The organism is Streptomyces sp. NPDC002886 (genome assembly GCF_042888445.1).
In the GTDB taxonomy this organism is placed as follows: Bacteria; Actinomycetota; Actinomycetes; order Streptomycetales; family Streptomycetaceae; genus Streptomyces.
The window spans coordinates 459,075-481,625 of record NZ_JBIAPV010000002.1 but is presented as its reverse complement, the minus strand read 5'-3'; the positions used below and the strand labels follow the sequence as shown (position 1 = coordinate 481,625).

General features: G+C 69.7%; 21 protein-coding genes and 1 riboswitch. Of the genes, 14 read left to right on the top strand and 7 right to left on the bottom strand.

What is annotated here, in order from left to right; genetic code table 11:
* Positions 1-30: 30 nt before the first annotated feature.
* Positions 31-1,233: a quinolinate synthase NadA gene (gene nadA / locus ACFYYB_RS08355; protein WP_389433986.1), complete on the bottom strand. Its 1,203-nt coding sequence runs from the start codon at positions 1,231-1,233 to the stop codon at positions 31-33.
* 318 nt (positions 1,234-1,551) lie between these two features.
* Here nadA and erpA point away from each other — a divergent pair, with 318 nt between their 5' ends.
* Entirely contained in the window at positions 1,552-1,908 is a 357-nt protein-coding gene (gene erpA / locus ACFYYB_RS08350) for an iron-sulfur cluster insertion protein ErpA (protein ID WP_243330017.1), read from the top strand.
* Between the two features lie 125 nt (positions 1,909-2,033).
* Here the strand turns inward: erpA and ACFYYB_RS08345 are convergent, their stop codons facing one another.
* Both ACFYYB_RS08345 and ACFYYB_RS08340 read right to left on the bottom strand, forming a co-directional pair.
* Positions 2,034-3,563, bottom strand: a complete 1,530-nt coding sequence (locus ACFYYB_RS08345) for a hypothetical protein (RefSeq protein ID WP_389433984.1) — start codon at positions 3,561-3,563, stop codon at positions 2,034-2,036.
* 98 nt (positions 3,564-3,661) lie between these two features.
* Positions 3,662-3,883, bottom strand: coding sequence for a hypothetical protein (locus ACFYYB_RS08340; protein WP_389433982.1), 222 nt, complete (start codon positions 3,881-3,883; stop codon positions 3,662-3,664).
* 132 nt (positions 3,884-4,015) lie between these two features.
* Here ACFYYB_RS08340 and ACFYYB_RS08335 point away from each other — a divergent pair, with 132 nt between their 5' ends.
* Complete coding sequence (locus tag ACFYYB_RS08335) at positions 4,016-4,993, top strand: carbohydrate kinase family protein (RefSeq protein WP_389433981.1); 978 nt, start codon at positions 4,016-4,018, stop codon at positions 4,991-4,993.
* 228 nt (positions 4,994-5,221) lie between these two features.
* On the opposite strand, the gene ACFYYB_RS08330 is transcribed toward ACFYYB_RS08335, so the two are convergent.
* Entirely contained in the window at positions 5,222-6,604 is a 1,383-nt protein-coding gene (locus tag ACFYYB_RS08330) for a cysteine desulfurase/sulfurtransferase TusA family protein (RefSeq protein ID WP_389433980.1), read from the bottom strand.
* Positions 6,605-6,898: 294 nt separating this feature from the next.
* Here ACFYYB_RS08330 and coxB point away from each other — a divergent pair, with 294 nt between their 5' ends.
* The 4 genes from coxB (at position 6,899) to ACFYYB_RS08310 (ending at position 11,381) form a co-directional block, all read left to right on the top strand.
* On the top strand, positions 6,899-7,873 hold the full coding sequence (gene coxB, locus ACFYYB_RS08325; protein ID WP_389433979.1) for a cytochrome c oxidase subunit II: 975 nt from the start codon (positions 6,899-6,901) through the stop codon (positions 7,871-7,873).
* Positions 7,870-9,600, top strand: a complete 1,731-nt coding sequence (gene ctaD / locus ACFYYB_RS08320) for a cytochrome c oxidase subunit I (protein ID WP_327307112.1) — start codon at positions 7,870-7,872, stop codon at positions 9,598-9,600. Before coxB ends, ctaD begins: the two co-directional genes overlap by 4 nt.
* Positions 9,597-9,995, top strand: coding sequence for a cytochrome c oxidase subunit 4 (locus ACFYYB_RS08315; RefSeq protein WP_389433978.1), 399 nt, complete (start codon positions 9,597-9,599; stop codon positions 9,993-9,995). The genes ctaD and ACFYYB_RS08315 overlap by 4 nt, the downstream gene beginning before the upstream one ends.
* A gap of 138 nt (positions 9,996-10,133) precedes the next feature.
* Positions 10,134-11,381, top strand: a complete 1,248-nt coding sequence (locus ACFYYB_RS08310) for an Ig-like domain-containing protein (protein ID WP_389433976.1) — start codon at positions 10,134-10,136, stop codon at positions 11,379-11,381.
* A 169-nt stretch (positions 11,382-11,550) separates the two neighbouring features.
* Here ACFYYB_RS08310 and ACFYYB_RS08305 read toward each other — a convergent pair whose 3' ends face one another.
* Positions 11,551-11,952 (bottom strand): hypothetical protein, encoded by a 402-nt coding sequence (locus tag ACFYYB_RS08305; protein ID WP_389433974.1) that lies wholly within the window; start codon positions 11,950-11,952, stop codon positions 11,551-11,553.
* A gap of 211 nt (positions 11,953-12,163) precedes the next feature.
* On the opposite strand from ACFYYB_RS08305, the gene ACFYYB_RS08300 reads away from it, so the two are divergent.
* The 6 genes from ACFYYB_RS08300 (at position 12,164) to ACFYYB_RS08275 (ending at position 19,502) form a co-directional block, all read left to right on the top strand.
* Positions 12,164-12,784 carry a heme-copper oxidase subunit III gene (locus ACFYYB_RS08300; protein WP_008738823.1) on the top strand — a complete coding sequence of 207 codons (621 nt, stop codon included), beginning with the start codon at positions 12,164-12,166 and terminating at the stop codon, positions 12,782-12,784.
* Between the two features lie 76 nt (positions 12,785-12,860).
* On the top strand, positions 12,861-13,670 hold the full coding sequence (locus tag ACFYYB_RS08295) for a c-type cytochrome (RefSeq protein WP_389433973.1): 810 nt from the start codon (positions 12,861-12,863) through the stop codon (positions 13,668-13,670).
* Complete coding sequence (locus ACFYYB_RS08290; RefSeq protein ID WP_389433972.1) at positions 13,667-14,728, top strand: Rieske 2Fe-2S domain-containing protein; 1,062 nt, start codon at positions 13,667-13,669, stop codon at positions 14,726-14,728. The genes ACFYYB_RS08295 and ACFYYB_RS08290 overlap by 4 nt, the downstream gene beginning before the upstream one ends.
* The gene (locus tag ACFYYB_RS08285) at positions 14,725-16,353 is read left to right on the top strand and encodes a cytochrome bc complex cytochrome b subunit (RefSeq protein ID WP_389433971.1); all 1,629 of its coding nucleotides are present in this window, start codon (positions 14,725-14,727) and stop codon (positions 16,351-16,353) included. The genes ACFYYB_RS08290 and ACFYYB_RS08285 overlap by 4 nt, the downstream gene beginning before the upstream one ends.
* A 210-nt stretch (positions 16,354-16,563) precedes the next feature.
* On the top strand, positions 16,564-17,628 hold the full coding sequence (gene trpD / locus ACFYYB_RS08280; RefSeq protein WP_389433970.1) for an anthranilate phosphoribosyltransferase: 1,065 nt from the start codon (positions 16,564-16,566) through the stop codon (positions 17,626-17,628).
* Between the two features lie 114 nt (positions 17,629-17,742).
* A riboswitch (SAM riboswitch) is annotated at positions 17,743-17,859 on the top strand.
* A gap of 245 nt (positions 17,860-18,104) precedes the next feature.
* Positions 18,105-19,502, top strand: coding sequence for an aminotransferase class V-fold PLP-dependent enzyme (locus tag ACFYYB_RS08275; protein WP_389433969.1), 1,398 nt, complete (start codon positions 18,105-18,107; stop codon positions 19,500-19,502).
* Positions 19,503-19,604: 102 nt separating this feature from the next.
* Here the strand turns inward: ACFYYB_RS08275 and ACFYYB_RS08270 are convergent, their stop codons facing one another.
* Entirely contained in the window at positions 19,605-19,886 is a 282-nt protein-coding gene (locus tag ACFYYB_RS08270; protein ID WP_389433968.1) for an Lrp/AsnC family transcriptional regulator, read from the bottom strand.
* Positions 19,883-20,605, bottom strand: a complete 723-nt coding sequence (locus ACFYYB_RS08265; RefSeq protein WP_389433967.1) for a rhomboid family intramembrane serine protease — start codon at positions 20,603-20,605, stop codon at positions 19,883-19,885. Before ACFYYB_RS08265 ends, ACFYYB_RS08270 begins: the two co-directional genes overlap by 4 nt.
* A 153-nt stretch (positions 20,606-20,758) precedes the next feature.
* On the opposite strand from ACFYYB_RS08265, the gene ACFYYB_RS08260 reads away from it, so the two are divergent.
* Positions 20,759-20,998, top strand: a complete 240-nt coding sequence (locus tag ACFYYB_RS08260; protein ID WP_008738811.1) for a hypothetical protein — start codon at positions 20,759-20,761, stop codon at positions 20,996-20,998.
* A gap of 40 nt (positions 20,999-21,038) precedes the next feature.
* Positions 21,039-22,403 carry an NYN domain-containing protein gene (locus ACFYYB_RS08255; RefSeq protein WP_389434961.1) on the top strand — a complete coding sequence of 455 codons (1,365 nt, stop codon included), beginning with the start codon at positions 21,039-21,041 and terminating at the stop codon, positions 22,401-22,403.
* The last annotated feature ends 148 nt before the right edge of the window (positions 22,404-22,551 follow it).

The following is a 22,551-nucleotide window of genomic DNA, read 5'->3' as shown; positions in this document are numbered from 1 at the left end:
GGGGCGGCCCTTCGGTCGTGCTCACGGGTCCTACGGAAGCGCGAGCATCCGCTCCAGGGCGAGCTTGGCGAAGTCCGCGGTCTCCTTGTCGACCTGGATCTGGTTGACGAGGTTGCCCTCGGCCAGGGACTCCAGGGTCCACACCAGGTGGGGGAGGTCGATGCGGTTCATGGTCGAGCAGAAGCAGACCGTCTTGTCGAGGAAGACGACTTCCTTGTCCTCCGCGGCGAAACGGTTGGCCAGACGCTGGACGAGGTTCAGCTCGGTACCGATGGCCCACTTGGAGCCGGCCGGGGCCGCCTCCAGCGCCTTGATGATGTACTCGGTGGAGCCGACGTAGTCCGCGGCCGCCACGACCTCGTGCTTGCACTCCGGGTGGACCAGGACGTTGACGCCGGGGATGCGGGCGCGCACGTCGTTGACCGAGTCGACCGAGAAACGGCCGTGCACCGAGCAGTGGCCGCGCCACAGGATCATCTTGGCGTTCCGCAGCTGCTCGACGGTCAGGCCGCCGTTCGGCTTGTGCGGGTTGTACAGCACGCAGTCGTCGAGGGACATGCCCATGTCGCGGACGGCGGTGTTGCGGCCCAGGTGCTGGTCCGGCAGGAAGAGGATCTTCTCGCCCTGCTCGAACGCCCACTCCAGGGCCTTCTTGGCGTTGGACGACGTACAGATCGTGCCGCCGTGCTTGCCCGTGAAGGCCTTGATGTCGGCCGAGGAGTTCATGTACGAGACGGGCACCGTGACCCCGGCGACACCGGCGTCGGTCAGCACGTCCCAGCACTCCGCGACCTGCTCGGCGGTGGCCATGTCGGCCATCGAGCAGCCCGCCGCCAGGTCCGGCAGGACGACCTTCTGGTCGTCCGAGGTCAGGATGTCCGCGGACTCGGCCATGAAGTGGACGCCGCAGAAGACGATGTACTCGGCCTCCGGCTTGGCGGCCGCGTCCTTGGCCAGCTTGAAGGAGTCACCGGTGACGTCGGCGAACTCGATGACCTCGTCACGCTGGTAGTGGTGGCCGAGGATGAAGACCTTGTCCCCGAGCTTCTCCTTGGCGGCACGGGCGCGCGCCACGAGGTCCGGGTCCGACGGCGAGGGCAGGTCGCCGGGGCACTCCACCCCGCGCTCGCTCTTGGGGTCGGCCTCGCGGCCGAGCAGCAGCAGGGCGAGGGGCGTCGGCTGGACGTCCAAAGGCTGGTTGTCCAAAGGCTGGGCGGTGGTCACGACACGCACCCTTTCTGTTCTGCGACAAGGGACTTCTGAAGCCACTCTGAAGCCATCGCTTCGACTTCTCGTCTATTTGACGCTATCTATCATAACTGCTTCACGTCACTTTGACGATGCCGATAGTGTCGATGTGACGAATTCGCCCGCCCGTCGCGGGTGCCTCGCGGGGACCCACCACCGCGCGGTGGTGTGCGAGCATGGAATTTCTGAAACACGCGTCGGGTCCCGGAATGAATCCGCGGTCCCGCTCGTTGCCACCGACGGCAAGAGTCCGACGTTTCCCCGCTCCCGGCGGGGAGCCGCCCACTTCGGGAGTGAATGCAGATGTCCGTACAGGACGAAAAGACCACCGTGAGCGACGGCATCCTCCTGTCCGACGCCGCCGCCGAGAAGGTCAGGACCCTGCTGGAGCAGGAAGGCCGCGATGACCTGGCGCTGCGCGTCGCCGTCCAGCCCGGTGGCTGCTCGGGCCTGCGCTACCAGCTCTTCTTCGACGAGCGCTCCCTCGACGGCGACGTCGTGAAGGACTTCGACGGTGTGAAGGTCGTCACCGACCGGATGAGCTCCCCGTACCTGCACGGTGCGTCCATCGACTTCGTCGACACCATCGAGAAGCAGGGCTTCACGATCGACAACCCGAACGCCACGGGCTCCTGCGCCTGCGGCGATTCCTTCAACTAGGCCCGGCGGGGCCTCACGGCCCGGCTGAGCTCGCAGGGCCCGACGAGAGGGGCCCGCCCGCGGACATCCGCGGGCGGGCCCCTCTCGCACGTCCCGGCGCCCAGGGGCGGGGGGGACGGCCGCGCCTACTGGCGGGGGACGGCCTTGCCGTTCGTCGCGTCGATCACCTTGCGGTCGCCGAGCGGCTGCTGGAGCGTGGCCGTCACCGTCATCTCCTTCGCGATCAGGATGCAGGACTGCCCCGGCTTGTTCGGGGTGTCCGTGATCTTCACCATCACCGTCTCCGGCTGCTCCCGGACCTCCAGGGCGTACGTGCTGCACACCCCGCCCCAGAAGTTCACGGTCAGCGTCCGGTCGGCCGAGGCGTACGAGAAACCGGGCACGCTCTGCCCCTTCGCGGGCGGGTCGACCGGGGTGGGCAGGTCCACCGGGGGAGTCTCCCCGGTCAGGGCCGCCGGCTGGGCCACCGTGTGCCCTGGGCCGCCGTTCTTGCCGGCCACCTCGAACAGCCAGGCCGGTACCAGGCCGCGGGCCCCGTCGACTGTGCCCGGGACCAGCCCGAGCTCGGCGCCCCGCACCGACTCCGTCCGCGTCGGCTTCATCGGCCGGGGCTCCGGGTTGCACGGCAGCGTGTCCGTGGCGCCGTCCGGGGAGTCCGGAGTCAGCGGGACGCTCGTGGCGCAGCCGCTGGGGCCCGGGTCCGTGGCGCCGGAGCCCCGGGACTTGTCGTTCAGCCGGGCCAGCGCGTCGACGGCCCCGATCACCGGCTGCTCGGTGGCGGCCCGCACCGGAACCTTCAGCTCGCCACTGCCCGACACCACCTGGGAGTCCACCCCGACGCCGATCCGGGTGGACCAGCCCTGCGTGCGCGAGCCCCCGATCACCGGGTCGGCCGTCACCAGACGTACGGAGCCCTGTGTGATCCGGGCGTCGAGCGCGGCCGAGCCCTGTCCCACGGCCGTCAGCACGGGCGCGGCGGCGGCCCTGGCGGCGGCCTCGGACACGGGGGTGCCCCCGGTGCCGCCGTGCTCCCGGCCCAGGTCCTGGGGGAGGGTGGCCGGGCCGCAGGTGTCCTTGCCGCGGACGCAGTCGTCGCCGGTGCCGCCGACCTGGAAACGGGAGTAGTTCCAGGTCCCGGGGGCCTTGAGGTTCACCGTGAGCCGGGGCCCGGAGCCGTCGGCCGCCTCCCCGGCCTGCCAGGTCTCCCCGGCGAGCCGGGGCGCGCCGGAGATTCCGAGCGCCGTGGCGAGCCGCGCGACCTCCGCGGAGGTCACCTCGCCGCTCGCCACGAAGGCCGGCGCCGTGGCGGGGCCGTCGGGGAGGGGGACGTCCGCGGTGTAGGTGACCCCGCCGCCGGAGGGGTCGGGCTCGCCGGGGGCGATGCCGGGCCCGGGCGGAGTCGGCGCGGAGGCGGCCGTACGGGGCGCGGAGGCCGCGCTGTCCGCCGTACGCGCCTCGCTCGCACGGCCCTCGCCGTGGGCGACCGACGCCCAGTACGCGGTGCCGCCGCCGGTGAGCAGGACGGCGGCCGCGATCGAACCGACGACCCAGACCGGCCGCCGTCGTGTGACACGTGACGAATCGGGGGCGCCGAGACCCTCGGCCGCCCCGGCTCCCTCGGGTGCTTCCAGTCCATCGGAGTGTTCGCTGGTCACCGCATCGCTCCTTTGCCCGTCCCGCATGGGGTGATGCGGGTGTGACGGAACAGACGCGGATCCGGTTCCGCCGGGGCCGGCCGGACGGTCCAGACGGCCTAGTAGCCGTAGACCGCCGTGGAGGCGATCAGGCGGGCCGAGGCCGCCGGGACGCGGATCCCGTTGATCTGCGACGGCGCCACCACCCGATCCGGCCGACGATCGGCGGGAACGGGCCAGTGCGGGGCCATCCGGGCGCAGTCGCCCAGCAACTGTTCGAAGGGGGTGCCCGCCGTGTTCTCGGAGGTCCGGACGTGCCCGAAGCCATCGGTGTAGGTCATGGGGCACGGTAGGCACGCCACCGCGGGTGAAGAAAGAGCTACTACGGGGTAGTTTCGGCCGGTCGGCCGTCCGCCCGCCGAAAGGGTAGTTTTGACTGTCCCCTTGCCTTCCCCCGCAGGAGCGTCCACGCCGTGCGTATCGCAGTCACCGGCTCCATCGCCACCGACCACCTCATGACCTTCCCCGGCCGCTTCGCCGACCAGTTGGTCGCGGACCAGCTGCACACGGTCTCCCTCTCCTTCCTCGTCGACAACCTCGACGTGCGGCGCGGCGGCGTCGGCCCGAACATCTGCTTCGGCATGGGGCAGCTCGGCGCCCGGCCGATCCTCGTCGGAGCCGCCGGCTCCGACTTCGACGAGTACCGCGCCTGGCTCGACCGCAACGGCGTCGACACCCAGTCCGTACGGATCTCCGAGGTGCTGCACACCGCGCGCTTCGTCTGTACGACGGACGCCGACCACAACCAGATCGGCTCCTTCTACACGGGCGCGATGAGCGAGGCCCGCCTGATCGAGCTGAAGTCGGTCTCGGACCGGGTCGGCGGCCTGGACCTCGTCCTGATCGGCGCGGACGACCCCGAGGCGATGCTGCGCCACACGGAGGAGTGCCGTACGCGGGAGATCCCCTTCGCGGCGGACTTCTCGCAGCAGATCGCCCGGATGGACGGCGACAACATCCGCACCCTGATGGAGGGCGCGACGTACCTCTTCTCGAACGAGTACGAGAAGGGCCTCATCGAGGCGAAGTCCGGCTGGACCGACGCGGAGATCCTGGCCAAGGTCGGCACCCGGGTCACCACCCTCGGCTCGAACGGCGTCCGCATCGACCGGGTCGGCCACGACCCGATCGTGGTCGGCTGCCCGGAGGAGACCGCGAAGGTCGACCCGACGGGCGTCGGCGACGCGTTCCGCGCGGGCTTCCTGACGGGCCTGGGCTGGGGCGTCGGCCTGGAGCGGGCCGCGCAGGTCGGCTGCATGCTGGCCACGCTCGTCATCGAGACCCTCGGCACCCAGGAGTACACCCTGGGCCGGGCCCACTTCATGGAGCGCTTCACGAAGGCCTACGGCGACGAGGCCGCGGCGGAAGTCCGGTCCCACCTCCCGGCGTAGCCCTCACGGGCCAGGTCCGGCCGCCGCCCGGGGGCGGGTGCGGGTGATGGGCCCTGCGGGGCGAAGTCCCCTGCCCGCCCTTCGCCCGTTCCCCGGGGATCCGCCCCAGACCCCGAGGACCGGGTCCGGGCAGAGCCCGGGGAACGGTGGAAGGGCGGGTAGGCGAACTCCGCCCCGCAGGGCGGCCCCGTCACAGGGGCCGCACGCCGGCCACGGCCGCGGGCCGGATCAGACCGCCCGGCGGACCGTGTACGCGGTACCGAGGGGACGCGGGGCTTCGCCCACGTAGGTCTGCCCCCGCATCGCGCACCACGCCGGAATGTCCAGCCGCGCGACCTCGTCGTCCGACAGGACGGTCACCGTCCCCCCCACCGGCACCCGCCCGATCGCCCGGCCCAGCTCGATCACCGGCTGCGGACACCGCAGGCCGAGGGTGTCCAGTTCCAGGGATTCCGCCTCCGGATCGGCGGCCGAAGCCGGTTCCACCGCGCCGAGTTGCTCGCGGATTCCCGCCACCAGCCCCGGCAGGACCTCCAGGAGGCCGTTGACCTCCGCCGCCGTCGTACCGGCCGGCAGGGAGACCCGTACGTTCCCCTCCGACAGCACCCCCATGGCCCGCAGGACATGGCTGGGCGTCAGCGTCGAGCTGGTGCACGAGGACCCGGAGGAGACGGAGTAGCCGGCCCGGTCCAGCCCGTGGAGCAGGGTCTCCCCGTCCACGTACAGGCAGGAGAAGGTGACCAGGTGCGGGAGCCGGAGGTCTGGATGGCCCACCACCTCCACGTCCGGCACCAGGCGGGCCACCCGGCGCCGCAGCCGGTCCACCAGGATCCGCAGGCGGGCCGCCTCCGCGTCCGCCTCGGCCCGCACCGCCCGCAGGGAGGCCGCCGCGGCGACGGCCGCGGGCAGGTTGACGAAACCGGGGGAGCGCCCCGACTCCCTTTCGTCGGCGGGGCCTTGGGGGGCGAAGCGCACTCCCTTGCGGACCGCCAGCAGGCCGATCCCGGGCGGGCCGCCCCATTTGTGGGCGCTCGCGCACAGCACCGACCAGTTCCCGGGGACCGGCCCCCAGCCCAGCGACTGCGCGGCGTCCACCAGCAACGGGACCCCGGCGGCGGCGCACACCTCGGCGACCTCGGCCACGGGCTGGACGGTGCCGACCTCGTGGTTGGCGGACTGGAGGCAGGCCAGCGCGGTGGAGGAGCCCACCCGTTCCCCGTAGGAGGAGGCGGACACCCGGCCGAAGCGGTCCACCGGGACCTCCTCGACCCGCCCGCCGGCCGTCGCGTGGACCTCCGCCGCGTGCAGTACGGAGCTGTGTTCCACCGCTGATACGACCAGATGCCCGCCGACGCGCCGACGCCCCGCCAAGACCCCGGCCATGCCCGAGTGAACCGCGTGCGTCCCCGAAGGAGTGAACGCGAGCTCGTCGGGGCGGCAGCCCACGGCCTCCGCCGCGGCCTCCCGCGCCGCGTCCAGCAGCAGCCGGGCCCGGCGCCCTTCGCGGTACAGCCGGGCCGGATCGGCCCAGCCTTCGTCAAGGGAGGCCTGGAGCGCCTGCCGGGCCACGGGGTGCAGCGGGGCGGCGGACGCGGTGTCGAAGTACGGCATCCGGTCACGCTAACCGGCCGCCGCGCCGGCGTGGCGATCGGACGAGGTCAGGGGTCGTCAGAAGGGGTCAGGATGCTGCCATTCGGGGTCGATTGGGCCGTCCCCCGTACGGCGGATCCATCCCTTCGGGGTCAGTAACGGCGCGTTGGGCACCCTCCCCGCGCGACCCCAAATAGCGTCCAGTAGGGTTTGGTCCGCATAAACATCCAAACCCCTGCCTGCGTCAGGGCCGGCGACCGACCCGAATGCGGCCGCGGCCGGCCGCGCGGGCCGAGACTCTCGGGAAGGCGCTACGTGAGTCCCTACGGCTCCGACCGCTCGCCGCGGCGCCCGATGCGGCGGAAGCTGCTGCAGGCGCTGACTGCGGGCGTGGTCCTGGCGACCGCCACTGGTTGCTCGTATACATGGAAAGACTTCCCCCGCCTCGGATTGCCCACCCCGGTCACTGAAGAGGCGCCTCGCATCCTCTCGCTGTGGCAGGGGTCCTGGGCGGCCGCTCTGATCACCGGCATCCTCGTGTGGGGCCTGATCATGTGGAGCGTCATCTTCCACCGGCGCAGCCGGACCAAGGTCGAGGTTCCCCCGCAGACCCGGTACAACATGCCCATCGAGGCGCTGTACACCGTGGTCCCGCTCATCATCGTCTCGGTGCTCTTCTACTTCACCGCGCGCGACGAGTCGAAGCTGCTCTCCCTCTCCGCCAAGCCGGCGCACACGATCAACGTGATCGGCTACCAGTGGAGCTGGGGCTTCAACTACGTCGAGGACGTCGACGGCGACGCGGCGACCCCGAAGGCGGGCGAGGTTCCCAAGGAACTCGCCAGCCTCCCGGACCGCTACACCAAGGACTTCCCGGCGGGCGCCGAAGGCGTCTACACCAAGGGCGTCCCGAGCGACCGGAACGCGGAGACCGGCAACCCGGGCCCGACGCTCTGGCTGCCGAAGGGTGAGAAGGTCCGCTTCATCCTGTCGTCGAACGACGTCATCCACTCCTTCTGGGTGGTCCCCTTCCTGTTCAAGCAGGACGTCATTCCGGGCCACACCAACGTCTTCGAGGTCACCCCGACCCAAGAGGGCGTCTTCATGGGCAAGTGCGCCGAGCTCTGCGGTGTCGACCACTCCCGAATGCTCTTCAACGTCAAGGTCGTCTCCCCGGAGGCGTACAAGGCGCACCTGAAGGAGCTCGCGGAGAAGGGTCAGACCGGCTTCCTCCCGGCCGGCATCAAGCAGACCGACCCGGCCCGCAATGCTGAGGTGAACAAACTGTGAGCATCCTCAACCAGCCTCAGGGTGCCGAGGCGGACTCGTACGAGAACGAGCTGCCGGTGCGGAGCAAGCAGCCGGGCAACGTGGTCGTGAAGTGGTTGACCACCACCGACCACAAGACCATCGGCACGATGTACCTGCTGACGTCGTTCGTGTTCTTCCTCATCGGCGGTCTCCTGGCGCTCTTCATGCGCGCCGAGCTGGCCCGTCCGGGTACGCAGATCATGTCGAACGAGCAGTTCAACCAGGCGTTCACCATGCATGGCACGATCATGCTGCTGATGTTCGCCACCCCGCTGTTCGCGGGCTTCGCGAACTGGATCATGCCGCTGCAGATCGGCGCGCCCGACGTGGCGTTCCCGCGGCTGAACATGTTCGCGTACTGGCTGTACCTCTTCGGTTCGACCATCGCGGTGGCCGGCTTCATCACCCCCTCGGGTGCCGCCGACTTCGGTTGGTTCGCCTACTCCCCGCTGTCGGACGCCGTCCGCTCGCCGGGCATCGGCGCCGACATGTGGATCATGGGTCTGGCCTTCTCCGGCTTCGGCACGATCCTCGGTTCGGTCAACTTCATCACCACGATCATCTGCATGCGCGCCCCCGGCATGACGATGTTCCGCATGCCGATCTTCACCTGGAACGTGCTGCTGACCGGTGTCCTGGTCCTGCTCGCCTTCCCGGTGCTCGCCGCCGCGCTCTTCGCGCTGGAGGCCGACCGCAAGTTCGGTGCGCACGTCTTCGACGCCGCGAACGGCGGCGCGCTGCTATGGCAACACCTCTTCTGGTTCTTCGGACACCCAGAGGTGTACATCATCGCGTTGCCATTCTTCGGAATCGTTTCCGAAATCATTCCGGTCTTCTCGCGCAAGCCGATGTTCGGTTACATCGGTCTGATCGCCGCGACGATTTCCATCGCCGGCCTTTCGGTGACCGTGTGGGCCCACCACATGTACGTCACCGGCGGTGTACTGCTGCCGTTCTTCTCCTTCATGACGTTCCTCATCGCGGTTCCGACCGGTGTGAAGTTCTTCAACTGGATCGGCACCATGTGGAAGGGCTCGCTGTCCTTCGAGACCCCGATGCTCTGGACGATCGGCTTCCTGGTCACCTTCACCTTCGGTGGCCTGACCGGTGTCATCCTGGCCTCGCCCCCGATGGACTTCCACGTCTCCGACTCGTACTTCGTCGTCGCGCACTTCCACTACGTCGTCTTCGGCACCGTGGTCTTCGCGATGTTCGCCGGCTTCCACTTCTGGTGGCCGAAGTTCACGGGCAAGATGCTGGACGAGCGCCTGGGCAAGATCACCTTCTGGACGCTGTTCATCGGCTTCCACGGCACCTTCCTGGTGCAGCACTGGCTGGGCGCCGAGGGCATGCCGCGTCGTTACGCGGACTACCTCGCGGCGGACGGATTCACGCTGCTGAACACCATCTCGACGATCAGCTCGTTCGTCCTGGGCCTGTCGATGCTCCCCTTCATGTACAACGTCTGGAAGACGGCGAAGTACGGCAAGAAGGTCGAGGTCGACGACCCGTGGGGCTACGGCCGTTCGCTCGAATGGGCGACGTCTTGCCCGCCGCCGCGGCACAACTTCCTCACCCTGCCGAGGATCCGGTCCGAATCCCCGGCATTCGATCTGCACCACCCCGAGATCGCGGCCCTCGACCACCTTGAGGACCACTCCGTGGCCGCCAAGGCCGTCGCTGGTGGCAAGGAGGCCGGCAAGTGAAGATCCAGGGCAGGATGTTCCTGTGGCTCGCCGCCTTCATCCTGATCATGACCGTCGTGTACGGCGTGTGGTCGAAGGAGCCGGTCGGCACCACCGCGCTCGCACTGGCCTTCGGCCTGAGCGCCATGATCGGCTACTACCTGGCCTTCACGGCCGCGCGTGTGGACCAGATGGCCCAGGACAACCTGGAGGCCGACGTCGCCGACGAGGCGGGCGAGCTGGGGTTCTTCTCCCCGCACAGCTGGCAGCCGCTCTCGCTGGCCATCGGTGGCGCCTTCGCCTTCATGGGCGTCGTCTTCGGCTGGTGGCTGATGTACTTCTCGGCGCCGCTGATCCTCGTGGGTCTGTGGGGCTGGGTGTACGAGTACTACCGCGGCGAGAACCAGAACCAGTAGCCGCACCCGCGGAGCCGCTCCCCGGAGCGGTCGCAGCGTGAGACCAGGGGCCCGGACACCTCCAATGGAGGAGTCCGGGCCCCTCGTTTGCAGTCACCCCGCGCGCCGTAATTGTCATATCTTCATAGCGTTGGCTCCATGAACCAGTCACCGCGTCTTTGGACCGTTATCGGCTGCTCCCTGCTGGTCGCGTCCCTCGGGGCCGGCGCCACCGCATGCGGGTCGGGCGACGACAACCCGCTGTCCGCCCGCCCCTACGACGCGGGCGACCAAGTCGCCCTCAACCAGCCCTCCGGCAGTCGCCCGGTCGATCCGGACCGGCCCCTGGAAGTCACCGCCAAGAGCGGGGACGGCCGGATCACCGACGTGAGCGCCGTGGACACCCACGGACGCCGCCTGGCGGGCGAGTTGTCCGCCTCCGGCGACCGCTGGCACAGCACCGTCCCGATGGCCGCCGGCGTCCGCTACACCGTCCTCGTGAGCACCGAGGACGAGCGGGGCGCCCCCGGGCAGCGCACGCTCACCTTCGACACCACCCCGGCCCAGAAGGTCCTCAAGGTGGAATTCGGCCCGGACGAGGGCAAGTACGGCGTCGGACAGCCCCTCACGGCCGAACTCAACGAACCCGTGAAGGACAAGGCCGCCCGCGCCGTCATCGAACGGGGCCTGGTCGTCGACGCCCCGCCGGAAGCCGTGGGCGCCTGGCACTGGGTGGACGACAAGAAGCTCCACTACCGGCCCAAGGAGTACTGGCCCGCCAACACCACGGTCTCCGTACGGAGCAACCTGGAGGGCGTCAAGATCTCCGACGACCTGCACGGCGCCGCCTCCAAGCCGCTGAAGCTGGAGATCGGCGACCGCGTGGAGGTCACCACGGACGCCTCCTCGCACTGGCTCACCTTCAAGCGCAACGGGGAAGTGATCAATTCCATCCCGGTGACCACCGGGAAGCCGGGCTTCTCCACCCGCAACGGCGTCAAGGTGGTCCTCGGCAAGCAGTACTACGTCCAGATGCGCGGGGACACCGTGGGCATCGGCGGCAGCGAGTACTACAACCTGCCCGTCTACTACGCGACCCGCGTCACCTGGAGCGGTGAATACGTCCACGCCGCGCCGTGGTCCGTCGGCTCCCAGGGGTACGAGAACGTCAGCCACGGCTGCACCGGAATGAGCACGGGCAACGCCGCCTGGTTCTACGAGAACATCAGCGAAGGCGACATCGTCCGCGTCATCAACAGCATCGGCGACGACATGGACACCTTCGGCAACGGCTACGGCGACTGGAACATGGACTGGAAGGACTGGCGCGAGGGCAGCGCCCTCCTCAAGGGCACCCAGGAGGGCCGCAGCCCGGTCGACCAGGCCCGTCTGCGCCCGCAGGTGTAACCACCGGGCCGGAAGCGCCGGGAGAGGACGCAGCCGGGGCACGGGCACCCGTACGGACCGTACGGGCCCCCGTGCCCCGGTATGCGCCGGTACAGGGCTGCACGGGCCCGTGCGGGCCCGCGGGGGGCCGCACGGGCCCCGTGAGGCTCCGCGGGCCCCGTAAGCCCCACTACGCCGCCGGCGAGAGCCGCGCGCGCAGCAGACCCGCCAGGGCCTGCGCGAAGTCCACCGGATCAACCGGAAGGGTGACCGCGGCGTCCGCGCGGCTCCAGGTGGCCAGCCAGGCGTCCTGCGGACGGCCCATCAGAAGCAGGACGGGCGGGCACTGGAAGATCTCGTCCTTGATCTGCCGGCACACCCCCATGCCCCCGGCCGGAACCGCCTCGCCGTCCAGCACGCAGACGTCGATGCCGCCCGCGTCCAGCTCCTTCAGGACGGCCGGCAGCGTGGCGCACTCCAGGAACTCGACCGGCGGCAGGTCCGAGGCCGGCCTGCGCCCGGCAGCCAGCCGCACCTGCTCCCGGGTGCCCGCGTCGTCGCTGTAGACCAGAACCCGCGCAGTCGCCCGCATTTCGTTCCTCCACGTGTCCCGTGAATCACGTTGATGTTGCGCGGGATGCTACTCCGTCCGACCCGGTGTCAACATCGGTTCGCGCAGCCTCGCCCCGGGATCGCCCGCGGGCTCCCGCAGGGCGATCTGATGGGCCGTTCGGGCCTTGCACACGCCCCTGACACTCCGAACGGCACCCCCCGGGGTGAGGGCGGGATAAGGGACCGACATAATGTCGGTCGTGGCGACAGCAACGACAGTAGATACCGGGCACGCGCACCCGACGGTCAACAGGCCGAACCTCGTCAGCGTGGGAACCATCATCTGGTTGAGTTCCGAGCTGATGTTCTTCGCGGCCCTCTTCGCGATGTACTTCACCCTGCGATCCGTGACAGGCGCCGAGTACTGGACAGAACAGGCTTCGGCCTTGAATCTGCCCTTCTCGGCGACGAACACGACGATCCTGGTGCTTTCCTCGCTCACCTGCCAGCTCGGCGTATTCGCCGCCGAGCGCGGTGACGTGAAGAAGCTCAGGACGTGGTTCATCATCACGTTCGTCATGGGTGCGATCTTCATTGGCGGCCAGGTGTTCGAGTACACCGAGCTGGTCAAGCACGAGGGCATGAGCCTCTCGTCCGGTCCGTACGGCTCGGTCTTCTACCTGACCACCGGCTTCCACGGGCTGCACGTGACGGGCGGTCTCATCGCCTTCCTGCTGGTCCTCGGCCGGACGTACGCGGCCAAGAGGTTCACCCACGAACAGGCCACGTCGGCCATCGTCGTGTCCTACTACTGGCACTTCGTCGATGTCGTCTGGATCGGCCTCTTCGCAACGATCTACCTGATCAAGTAGCGAACACGTCGCCGGGCCCGTCCCGGCACTCCATCCAGACACACCGACGCAGAAGATCCTGACACCGGGGTAATCCGTGAAAAAGCTCTCCGCACGACGACGCCATCCGCTGGCGGCGGTCGTCGTTCTACTCTTCGCGCTGGCGGTTACCGGGGGGCTGTACAGCGCCTTCGCGCCCGCGGGCAATGCGAAGGCCGACGAAACCGTCCAGTCCCTCGCCATCGAGGAGGGCCAGAAGCTCTACGCCGTCGGCTGCGCAAGCTGCCACGGGACCGGCGGTCAGGGTTCCTCTGACGGCCCCAGCCTGGTTGGCGTCGGCTCCGCTGCCGTCGACTTCCAGGTCATGACGGGCCGTATGCCCGCCCAGCAGCCCGGCGCCCAGGTGCCGAAGAAGCCCATCATCTACACCCAGGCGCAGGCCGACCAGCTCGCCGCGTACATCGCGTCCCTCGGAGCCGGCCCGATCACGCCGACCGAGAAGCAGTACGACCCGGCGGGTGCCGACATCGCGAAGGGTGGCGAACTGTTCCGCAACAACTGCGCGCAGTGCCACAACTTCACCGGTGAGGGCGGCGCACTGACGAACGGCAAGTACGCCCCCAACCTTGAGGGTGTCGAGCCGAAGCACATCTACGAGGCCATGCTCACCGGCCCGCAGAACATGCCCTCCTTCCCCGACAGCACCATGCCGGAGAAGCAGAAGAAGGACATCATCGCGTACCTCCAGCACGTGAACGGCGAGAAGTCGACCAACCCCGGTGGCCTGAAGCTCGGTGGCCTCGGCCCCGTCTCCGAGGGTCTCTTCGGCTGGATCTTCGGACTGGGTGCGCTGATCGCTGTCGCCGTCTGGGTCGCGGCCCACACCGCTAAGGCCAAGAAGTCATGAGTAGCCAAGACATTCCCGAAGAGAAGCACCTGCCGAGCGAGCAGGGCGACGCGCACCACGGTGACGTAGCGGTTCCGGACAGCGACCCGTTCGCCGACCCCGGCCTGCCGGTCCACCGGCCGCGGATCCAGGACATCGACGAGCGGGCCGCGAAGCGCTCCGAGCGCACGGTGGCCATGCTGTTCACGCTGTCGATGCTGGCGACGATCGCCTTCATCGCCTCGTTCGTGACCCTGCCGGTCGACAAGATCGTCTACATCTTCCCCATCGGGAAGGTGAGCGCTCTCAACTTCGCCCTCGGCATCAGCCTCGGCGCGGCCCTCTTCTGCATCGGCGCGGGCGCGGTCCACTGGGCCCGCACCCTGATGTCCGACGTGGAGGTCGCCGCCGAGCGTCACGAGATCGCGGCCCCGGCCGAGGTCAAGGCGCAGGTCCTGCAGGACTTCGCGGACGGCGCGCGCGAGTCGGCCATCGGCCGCCGCCCGCTGATCCGCAACACGATGTTCGGCGCGCTGGCCCTGCTGCCGCTCTCCGCCGTCGTGATCCTGCGCGACCTGGGCCCGCTGCCCGAGGACAAGCTGCGCAAGACCATCTGGGCGAAGGGCAAGATGCTCATCAACCAGAACACGATGGAGCCGCTCCGTCCCGAGGACATCGTCGTCGGGTCGCTGACCTTCGCCATGCCGGAAGGCCTGGAGGAGGACGCGCACGACTTCCAGACGCAGATCGCCAAGGCCGCCCTGATGATCGTCCGCATCCAGCCGGAGAACATCAAGGACAAGAAGGAACTGGAGTGGTCCCACGACGGGATCGTGGCCTACTCCAAGATCTGCACCCACGTCGGCTGCCCGATCAGCCTGTACGAGCAGCAGTCGCACCACGTGCTCTGCCCGTGCCACCAGTCCACCTTCGACCTCTCCGACGGCGCCCGAGTCATCTTCGGCCCGGCTGGTCACGCGCTCCCGCAGCTGCGGATCGGCGTGAATGACGAAGGTTTCCTCGAGGCGCTCGGCGACTTCGAAGAGCCCGTCGGTCCTGCATTCTGGGAGCGCGGATGAGCACTGCCACACAGACCAAAGAGCGCAAGGCTCCGGCCGGCGAGCGCGTAGCCGACTGGGCCGACGGCCGGCTGGGCATCTACAGCCTCGCCAAGGCCAACATGCGCAAGATCTTCCCGGACCACTGGTCCTTCATGCTGGGCGAGATCTGCCTCTACAGCTTCATCATCCTCATCCTCACGGGTGTGTACCTGACGCTGTTCTTCCACCCGAGCATGAACGAAGTGCACTACGACGGCTCCTACATCCCCATGCAGGGTGTGGCGATGTCGGAGGCCTTCAAGTCGACCCTGGAAATCAGCTTCGACGTCCGCGGCGGTCTGCTCATCCGGCAGATCCACCACTGGTCGGCGCTGATCTTCATCGCGGCGATGCTCGTGCACATGATGCGCGTGTTCTTCACCGGCGCGTTCCGCAAGCCGCGCGAGGTCAACTGGGTCTTCGGCTTCCTGCTGCTGGTCCTCGGCATGTTCACCGGTTTCACCGGTTACTCCCTGCCGGACGACCTGCTCTCGGGCACCGGTGTCCGCTTCATGGAAGGCGCCATGCTGTCCGTGCCGATCGTGGGCACGTACCTGTCGTTCTTCCTCTTCGGCGGAGAGTTCCCCGGCGGCGACTTCGTGGGCCGGTTCTACTCGGTGCACATCCTGCTGCTGCCCGGCATCATGATGGGCCTGCTGGTGGCCCACCTGATCCTGGTCTTCTACCACAAGCACACCCAGTTCGCGGGCCCCGGCAAGACGGAGAAGAACGTCGTCGGCATGCCGCTGCTCCCGGTCTACATGGCCAAGGCCGGAGGCTTCTTCTTCCTGGTCTTCGGTGTCATCGCGGCGGTCTCGGCGATCGCCTCGATCAACCCGATCTGGGCGCTGGGCCCGTACCGCCCGGACCACGTGTCCACCGGTGCGCAGCCCGACTGGTACATGGGCTTCTCCGAGGGCCTGATCCGTGCCATGCCCGGCTGGGAGATCAACCTGTGGGGCCACACCCTCGTCCTGGGTGTCTTCATCCCGCTGGTCATCTTCCCGCTGGTCCTCGTCGTGATCGCGGTCTACCCGTTCATCGAGTCCTGGGTCACCGGCGACAAGCGCGAGCACCACATTCTGGACCGCCCGCGCAACGTCCCGACCCGTACGGGCTTCGGTGTGGCATGGCTGACGTGGTACGTCATCCTGCTGATCGCCGGTGGAAACGACATGTTCGCGCAGTACTTCCACCTGTCGATCAACTCGATCACGTGGTTCGCCCGCATCGCCTTCTTCGTCGGTCCGGTCATCGCGTTCATCGTCACCAAGCGGATCTGCCTCGGCCTCCAGCGCCGGGACCGGGACAAGGTGCTGCACGGTCGCGAGACCGGCGTCATCAAGCGCCTGCCGCACGGTGAGTTCGTCGAGGTCCACGAGCCGCTCTCGCAGGGCAAGCTGCACACGCTCACCTCGTACGAGCAGTACGAGCCCGCCGAGATCGGCCCCACGGTCGACGAGAACGGTGTCGAGCGCAAGGTGAAGCCGCTGGAGAAGCTCCGCGCCAAGCTCAGCAAGGGCTACTACGGGGAGAACAACCAGATCCCGAAGCCCACGGTCGAGGAGTACAAGGAGATCCAGAGCGGCCACGGCCACCACTGATCTCCCGCAACACGGCTTCACACGCTTCACGCATGACGCACAACGCACCACGCATGACTGCTTGAGGGACTGATTTCGGTCAGTCCTGGTGTCGCCACGGCGAGAGCCCCGTCCAGTGTCTGGACGGGGCTCTTTGCCGTCCCTGGGGCTGGATAGGCTGAAGCCCTTCCCATTCCACGTGGAATCCTTCACGAGCAGCAGGAGCGGACCATGAACCTGGTGACCCCGGCAGGCGGCGACAGCGTGGCGGCCCGCGGCTGGCCGGGCCTTCTGGACGCCCTGCTGACCGGCCGGGACCTCGGCGCCGACGACACGGCCTGGGCCATGGACCGGATCATGCGCGGGGAGGCCACCGACGCCCAGATCGCCGGCTTCGCCGTCGCCCTGCGGGCCAAGGGGGAGACCGTGGCCGAGATCAACGGCCTGGTTCGCGCCATGTACGAACACGCCAACCTGATCGAGGTGCCGGGCCGGACGGTGGACATCGTCGGCACCGGCGGCGACGGGGCCAAGACGGTGAACATCTCCACGATGTCGGCCGTCGTGGTGGCCGGTACGGGCGCCAAGGTGGTCAAGCACGGCAACCGGGCCGCGTCCTCCGCGAGCGGCTCCTCGGACGTCCTGGAGAAGCTGGGCGTCAACCTCGACCTCACCCCCGCGCGGGTCGTGGAGGTCGCCGAGGAAGCCGGGATCACCTTCTGCTTCGCGGTCAAGTTCCACCCCGCCCTGCGGCACGTGGCGGCGGCCCGCCGCGAGCTCGGCATCCGCACCACCTTCAACTTCCTCGGCCCGCTGACCAACCCGGCGCGGGTCCGCGCGCAGGCCACCGGTGTGGCCGACGCGCGGGTGGCCCCGATCGTCGCGGGCGTCCTGGCGGAGCGGGGCTCCTCGGCGCTGGTCTTCCGCGGCGACGACGGGCTCGACGAGCTCACCACCACGGCGACCTCCCGGGTCTGGTGGGTCCGCGACGGCGAGGTCCGGGAGCAGGGCTTCGACCCGCGCGACATCGGCATCCCGCTGGTGGACGTCTCGGCGCTGGGAGGCGCGGACGCCTCGTACAACGCGGACGTGGCCCGGCGCCTGCTGGCCGGCGAAACCGGCCCGGTGCGGGACGCGGTGCTCCTGAACTCGGCGGCGGCGCTGGTCGCGCTGGACCCGGGTACGGGCACCCTGGAGGAGCAGCTCGCCGCCGGTGTCGTACGGGCGGCGGAGTCGGTGGACTCGGGCGCGGCCCGGGACGCGCTGGCCCGCTGGGTGGCGGCGAGCAACGCCTAGCGGATACGGGTCCGGGCCGTTCCGACGGGATCCGGCCAAGATCCAGCACGACCCCGGTCCGCCATGTGGACCGGGGTCTTGCGTTCGGATGATCGTGTGGCAGGATGCTCCTCAGGTCACGAGTGACAGCGTTTAGGCCCCGGCTTGCTGTCCGGCAACCCTCCTTCCGTGGCGGGGTGCCCCGGGTGATGACCAGGTCGTAGGCAGTGAGGTCTACGGCAAGCGCGGATCCCTCGAACACCAGGGGTCCTGGTCTTCTGAGGAGCGTTTTCCGTGAGCAAGCGAATGCGATAGGGCGAATCCGCCCCTTCTTCACCCCTCGGAACAGGGTCACTTCCGCGTACCCGCAGCCCAGCTGCCGCCTACGCCGGCCGATCCGCGTTCCGGGGCACTCCCGTACCCCGAACGGCCGCAGAGCCGTGTCGGCGGACGGGCCCACCGAAGCCATTCACACCTGCCTGCCGGGAGATTCCGCCATGTCCGCAACCCTGAACGCCGCCACCGTCACCGCCGCCACCGTCACCTCTCCGGCCGAGGGCCCTGGCTGTGCCGAGCCGCTCGCGGTCCTCGGCCGTGACGTCACCGTCCCGCTCGTCACCGGCGGCGAGGTCACCTACGCCGCCCTCGACTACGCGGCCAGTGCCCCGGCGCTGCAGCGGGTCTGGGACGACGTGGCCGCGTACGCCCCGTACTACGGCAGCGTCCACCGCGGCGCCGGCTACCTCTCGCAGCTCTCCACCGACCTGTTCGAGCAGAGCCGGGTCACCGTCGCCGAGTTCCTCGACTGCCGGCCCTCCGACCAGGTGGTCTTCACCCGGTCCACCACCGACTCGCTCAACCTGCTCGCCGCCGTGCTCCCGGCCGGCTGCCAGGTCTTCGTCTTCGAGACCGAGCACCACGCCTCGCTGCTCCCGTGGACGAACGCGCAGGTCACCTACCTCAACGCCCCCCGCACCCCGGACGAGGCCGTCGCCACCCTGGAGCGCGCCCTGGCAGACCGCGACCCCTACGGCCCCGCGCTGGTCTGCGTCACCGGAGCCTCCAACGTCACCGGCGAGCTGTGGCCCGTCAAGGAGCTCGCCGCCGCCGCGCACGCCCACGGCGCCCGGATCGTCCTGGACGCCGCCCAGCTCGCCCCGCACCACCCCGTCTCGGTCCAGGACCTCGACGTGGACTGGGTCGCCTTCTCCGGCCACAAGCTCTACGCGCCCTTCGGCTCGGGCGTGCTCGCAGGCCGCGCGGACTGGCTGCAGGAGGCCGAGCCGTACCTCGCGGGCGGCGGCGCCTCCCGCAAGGTGGCCCGCCGCGAGGACGGCGGCGTGGACGTCGAGTGGCACACCACCGCCGCCCGCCACGAGGCCGGCTCCCCGAACGTCATCGGCGTCTACTCCATCGCCTCCGCCTGCAAGGCGCTGAACGAGGCCGGCTTCGAGAACCTCGTCGCCCGCGAGCAGCACCTCATCGCCACGGTCCGCGAAGGCCTCGCCGAGGTGCCGGCGGTCCGCGTCCTGTCCCTCTTCGGCGACGACGCCCCCCGCGTCGGCGTCATCTCCTTCGTCGTCGACGGCTGGAACAGCTCGCACTTCGCCGCCGCGCTGTCCGCCGAGTACGGCATCGGCGTCCGCGACGGCCTGTTCTGCGCCCACCCGCTGGTCCGCACCCTGCTCGGCAGCGAGCCGCAGGCCCAGGGCGAGTGCGGAGCCCCGGAGGCGGCCCCGGGGGAGCGCTCGCTCAACGCGATCCGCGTCAGCTTCGGCGCCGGCACCCCCGACGAGCACGTCGAGCGCTTCGTCCGCGCGGTCAAGGAGCTCGTCGCGGACGGCGCCAAGTGGCAGTACCGCACCGAAGAGGGCCGCTGCGTCCCGGCCGTCTGACGGGCCCCGGGGCCGGATGGATAGGCGCGCCCGGGCCCGGTGCCGGCCGAAGCCCGGGGCGGTGGCCCGGGCCCTGCCGATGGTCCCCGGCCGGCCGGGTAACTAGGCGTCCAGGCCGATCGCGAACGCCGCTTCCAGGTCGTGCTGGGAGTAGGTGCGGAACGCCACGTGCGTGTCCGTGGCCTCCACGCCCGGGATCTTGCTGATGCGGCCGGGGATGATGTCGGCCAGGTCCTCGTGGCGGGACACCCGGACCAGCGCGATGAGGTCGTACGTACCCGTGACGGAGTAGACCTCGCTGACGTTTTCCAGCGCGGCGATGGCCTCGGCGATCTCGGGGATCCGGTCCACGCTGGTCTTGATGAGCACGAGTGCGGTGATCACGGTTGGCTGTCTCCCTCGACGGCAGTCACTGGTCGGCCCACTCTAGTCCCACCCCGGTAGCGGACCCACGCGTAGAGGAAGCCCACCGAGAAGCCCACGACGTGGGCCAGATAGGCGACTCCGGGCCCGCTCGCCGCCCGGTGCGCCGCCAGCCACTGCAGGCCGAACCAGAACATCAGCACGATCCACGCGGGGAAGCGCAGCGGCAGGAAGAACAGGAACGGGAACAGGCTCGTCACGCGTGCCTTGGGGAAGAGGTACAGGAAGGCCCCCAGGACCGCGGAGATCGCCCCGGAGGCCCCGACCAGGGTCTGGTCGGAGGAGGCGTAGGCCGCCGCGTACGCCGCCAGGGCCAGGTAGCCCGTACAGACGTAGAAGCAGAGGAACACCGCCCGGCCCATGCGTCGCTCCGTCATCGCCCCGAAGACGTAGAGGAAGAGCATGTTGCCCAGCAGGTGCAGCCAGCTCCCGTGCACGAACAGGGCCGTCAGGGGAGTGAGCGCCGCCCGGCCCGAGCCGGTGAACAGCTCGTCGGGGACCACGCCCCAGCGCCGGAAGTACGCCGTCCCGTTGGCGAGCAGCTGGTCGCCCGTCCCGTAGACCGGGTTCAGCCCCGACGCCGGGCTCAGGATGAACACCACGCAGCAGCCCGCGATCAGCGCATGGGTGATCACCGGGCCCCGGGCGGCCTCGCGTACGGCCTGCCACCTTACGATCATGCGACCGAGCATGACCCAGCCGGGCCCACCGGCGGGTGCGGCAGGCCGTAGGGTTACGAGCTACGCACGCACGCACGTACCCGTGACGACACGGGCGGGTGTACCGCGCGCGTTCGTGTAAGCGATAGAAGGATAGAAGGAGAGAGCGGCCTGATGACGGTTCCCCTGCCGACCGACACCACCCGGTGGCGCTGCACCCTGTGCGGCAACCTCACGCGTTTCGACGTCACCCGTTCGTCGAAGGTCGTGGAGTACGTCCACCTGGACCTCGCCGGGGAGCCCAAGGTCGAGGAGCGCGAGGTGGTCAATGAGACCATCGAGTCGGTGCGCTGCCGCTGGTGCAACGCGGTGGACCAGATCGAGCTCGTGGACAGGCCGGGCGCGGACTCCTGAAGGAGCCCCGCCCGCAGGTGAATGACGGTAGGGGTGACGGATTGTGGAGCCAGCAAGCGGCGCTGAGCCGGCCGACGCGGCCGGTGACGCCGCCGAGGTGCTCGACCGCCCGCTGCCGGAAGGCGTGCGGCGCCGGGTCGTCGCGCTCGTCTCGGACGCCTTCGGCGGGCTGACGGTCGCGGACCTCCCGGCGCAGCTGCGCCAGTACGCCCGTTTCACCCCGTCCCGGCGCGCCAAGTTCGCGGGCAACGCCATGGCCGCGGCCGTGGAGAGCGACCCCGTCTTCCGGGGCCGGGTCGCCGAGAAGTTCCGCGAGGCGCAGGCCGACCTGGCCTCCGCGCTGGACACGGGCGCCCCGCCCGCCGCCGCCGATCCGCTGGACGTGGCGGCCGCCGCGTACGTGCTGCGGCCGGCCGGCTGGGTCAAGCTGGTCGCCGCCGCGGGCGAGGAGGCGCAGCGCGCCGACGCCGAGCGGGTCGACGAGGAGGCCCGCCGCGAGATGGGGCGGCTCCGCGAGGAGCTGGCCCACGTACGGGAACTGCAGCGCACGGGTGTCGACCAGGTGCGGGCCGAGCTGGACGCGGCGCGCAAGGAAGCGGAATCGCTTCAGCGCAAGCTGCGCAGCGCCCTGAGCGACGTCAAGCGGGGCGACGCCGCCCTGCGCAAGATCAACGCGGAGGTCGACGGCATCCGCGCCGAGGCGGCCGCCCAGGTGACCACCGCCGAGAGCGAGACCCGGCGGCTCAAGTCCCGCCTCGCGGAGGTGGAATCGGCGCTGGAGACCTCCCGCCGGGCCACCCGCGAGGGGCGCAGCATCGAGGACATGCGGCTGCGGCTGCTGCTGGACACCGTGCTGGACGCGGCCGCGGGACTGCGCCGGGAGCTCGCGCTGCCGCCGGTCTCCACCCGGCCCGCCGACACGGTGGAGGCGGTGGAGCCGGGCCGGATGACCCCCAAGGACATCGCGGCGCGCGCCCTGTCGGAGACCGACCCGGCGCTGCTGGACCAGCTGCTGGCGCTCCCGCAGGCCCATCTGGTGGTGGACGGCTACAACGTCACCAAGACCGGCTACCCGACGATGCCGCTGGAGAAGCAGCGGCTGCGGCTGCTGGGCGGGTTGTCCATGCTCGCCGCGCAGACGGGCGCCGAGATGACCTGTGTCTTCGACGGGGCCGAGCTGGCGGCCCCCGTGCTGCTCGCACCGCCGCGCGGAGTGCGGGTGCTGTTCTCGAAGGCGGGGGTGACGGCGGACGAGCTGATCCGCCAGCTGGTGCGCGCCGAACCGTCCGGCCGTCCGGTGGTCGTGGTCTCCACGGACCGGGAAGTCGCCGACGGGGTGGCCAAGGTCGGGGCCCGGCCCGTGGCGTCCGCCTTGCTGCTGAAGCGGCTTTCGCGCGTTTCGTAACTGCTGGCGCATATGCCGGAATTGGCATGTGATCGGGGGGACGGACCGTCAAGTCGCCGACACGGAGCGTGTACTGTAGGTAAAGAACCTGGTCGGAGAGCGATTTTTTTGCCGACAGGATTTGAACTGATCACAGAAGGGTCACTAG

Bases quoted from the DNA above. Each gene is read 5' to 3' on its own strand.
- erpA (WP_243330017.1), top strand. From the start codon at position 1,552: ATGTCCGTACAGGACGAAAAGACCACCGTGAGCGACGGCATCCTCCTG.
- ACFYYB_RS08340 (WP_389433982.1), bottom strand. From the start codon at position 3,883: ATGACCTACACCGATGGCTTCGGGCACGTCCGGACCTCCGAGAACACG.
- ACFYYB_RS08330 (WP_389433980.1), bottom strand. From the start codon at position 6,604: ATGCCGTACTTCGACACCGCGTCCGCCGCCCCGCTGCACCCCGTGGCC.
- ACFYYB_RS08310 (WP_389433976.1), top strand. From the start codon at position 10,134: ATGAACCAGTCACCGCGTCTTTGGACCGTTATCGGCTGCTCCCTGCTG.
- ACFYYB_RS08305 (WP_389433974.1), bottom strand. From the start codon at position 11,952: ATGCGGGCGACTGCGCGGGTTCTGGTCTACAGCGACGACGCGGGCACC.
- ACFYYB_RS08300 (WP_008738823.1), top strand. From the start codon at position 12,164: ATGTCGGTCGTGGCGACAGCAACGACAGTAGATACCGGGCACGCGCAC.
- ACFYYB_RS08290 (WP_389433972.1), top strand. From the start codon at position 13,667: ATGAGTAGCCAAGACATTCCCGAAGAGAAGCACCTGCCGAGCGAGCAG.
- ACFYYB_RS08285 (WP_389433971.1), top strand. From the start codon at position 14,725: ATGAGCACTGCCACACAGACCAAAGAGCGCAAGGCTCCGGCCGGCGAG.
- trpD (WP_389433970.1), top strand. From the start codon at position 16,564: ATGAACCTGGTGACCCCGGCAGGCGGCGACAGCGTGGCGGCCCGCGGC.
- ACFYYB_RS08275 (WP_389433969.1), top strand. From the start codon at position 18,105: ATGTCCGCAACCCTGAACGCCGCCACCGTCACCGCCGCCACCGTCACC.
- ACFYYB_RS08265 (WP_389433967.1), bottom strand. From the start codon at position 20,605: ATGATCGTAAGGTGGCAGGCCGTACGCGAGGCCGCCCGGGGCCCGGTG.
- ACFYYB_RS08260 (WP_008738811.1), top strand. From the start codon at position 20,759: ATGACGGTTCCCCTGCCGACCGACACCACCCGGTGGCGCTGCACCCTG.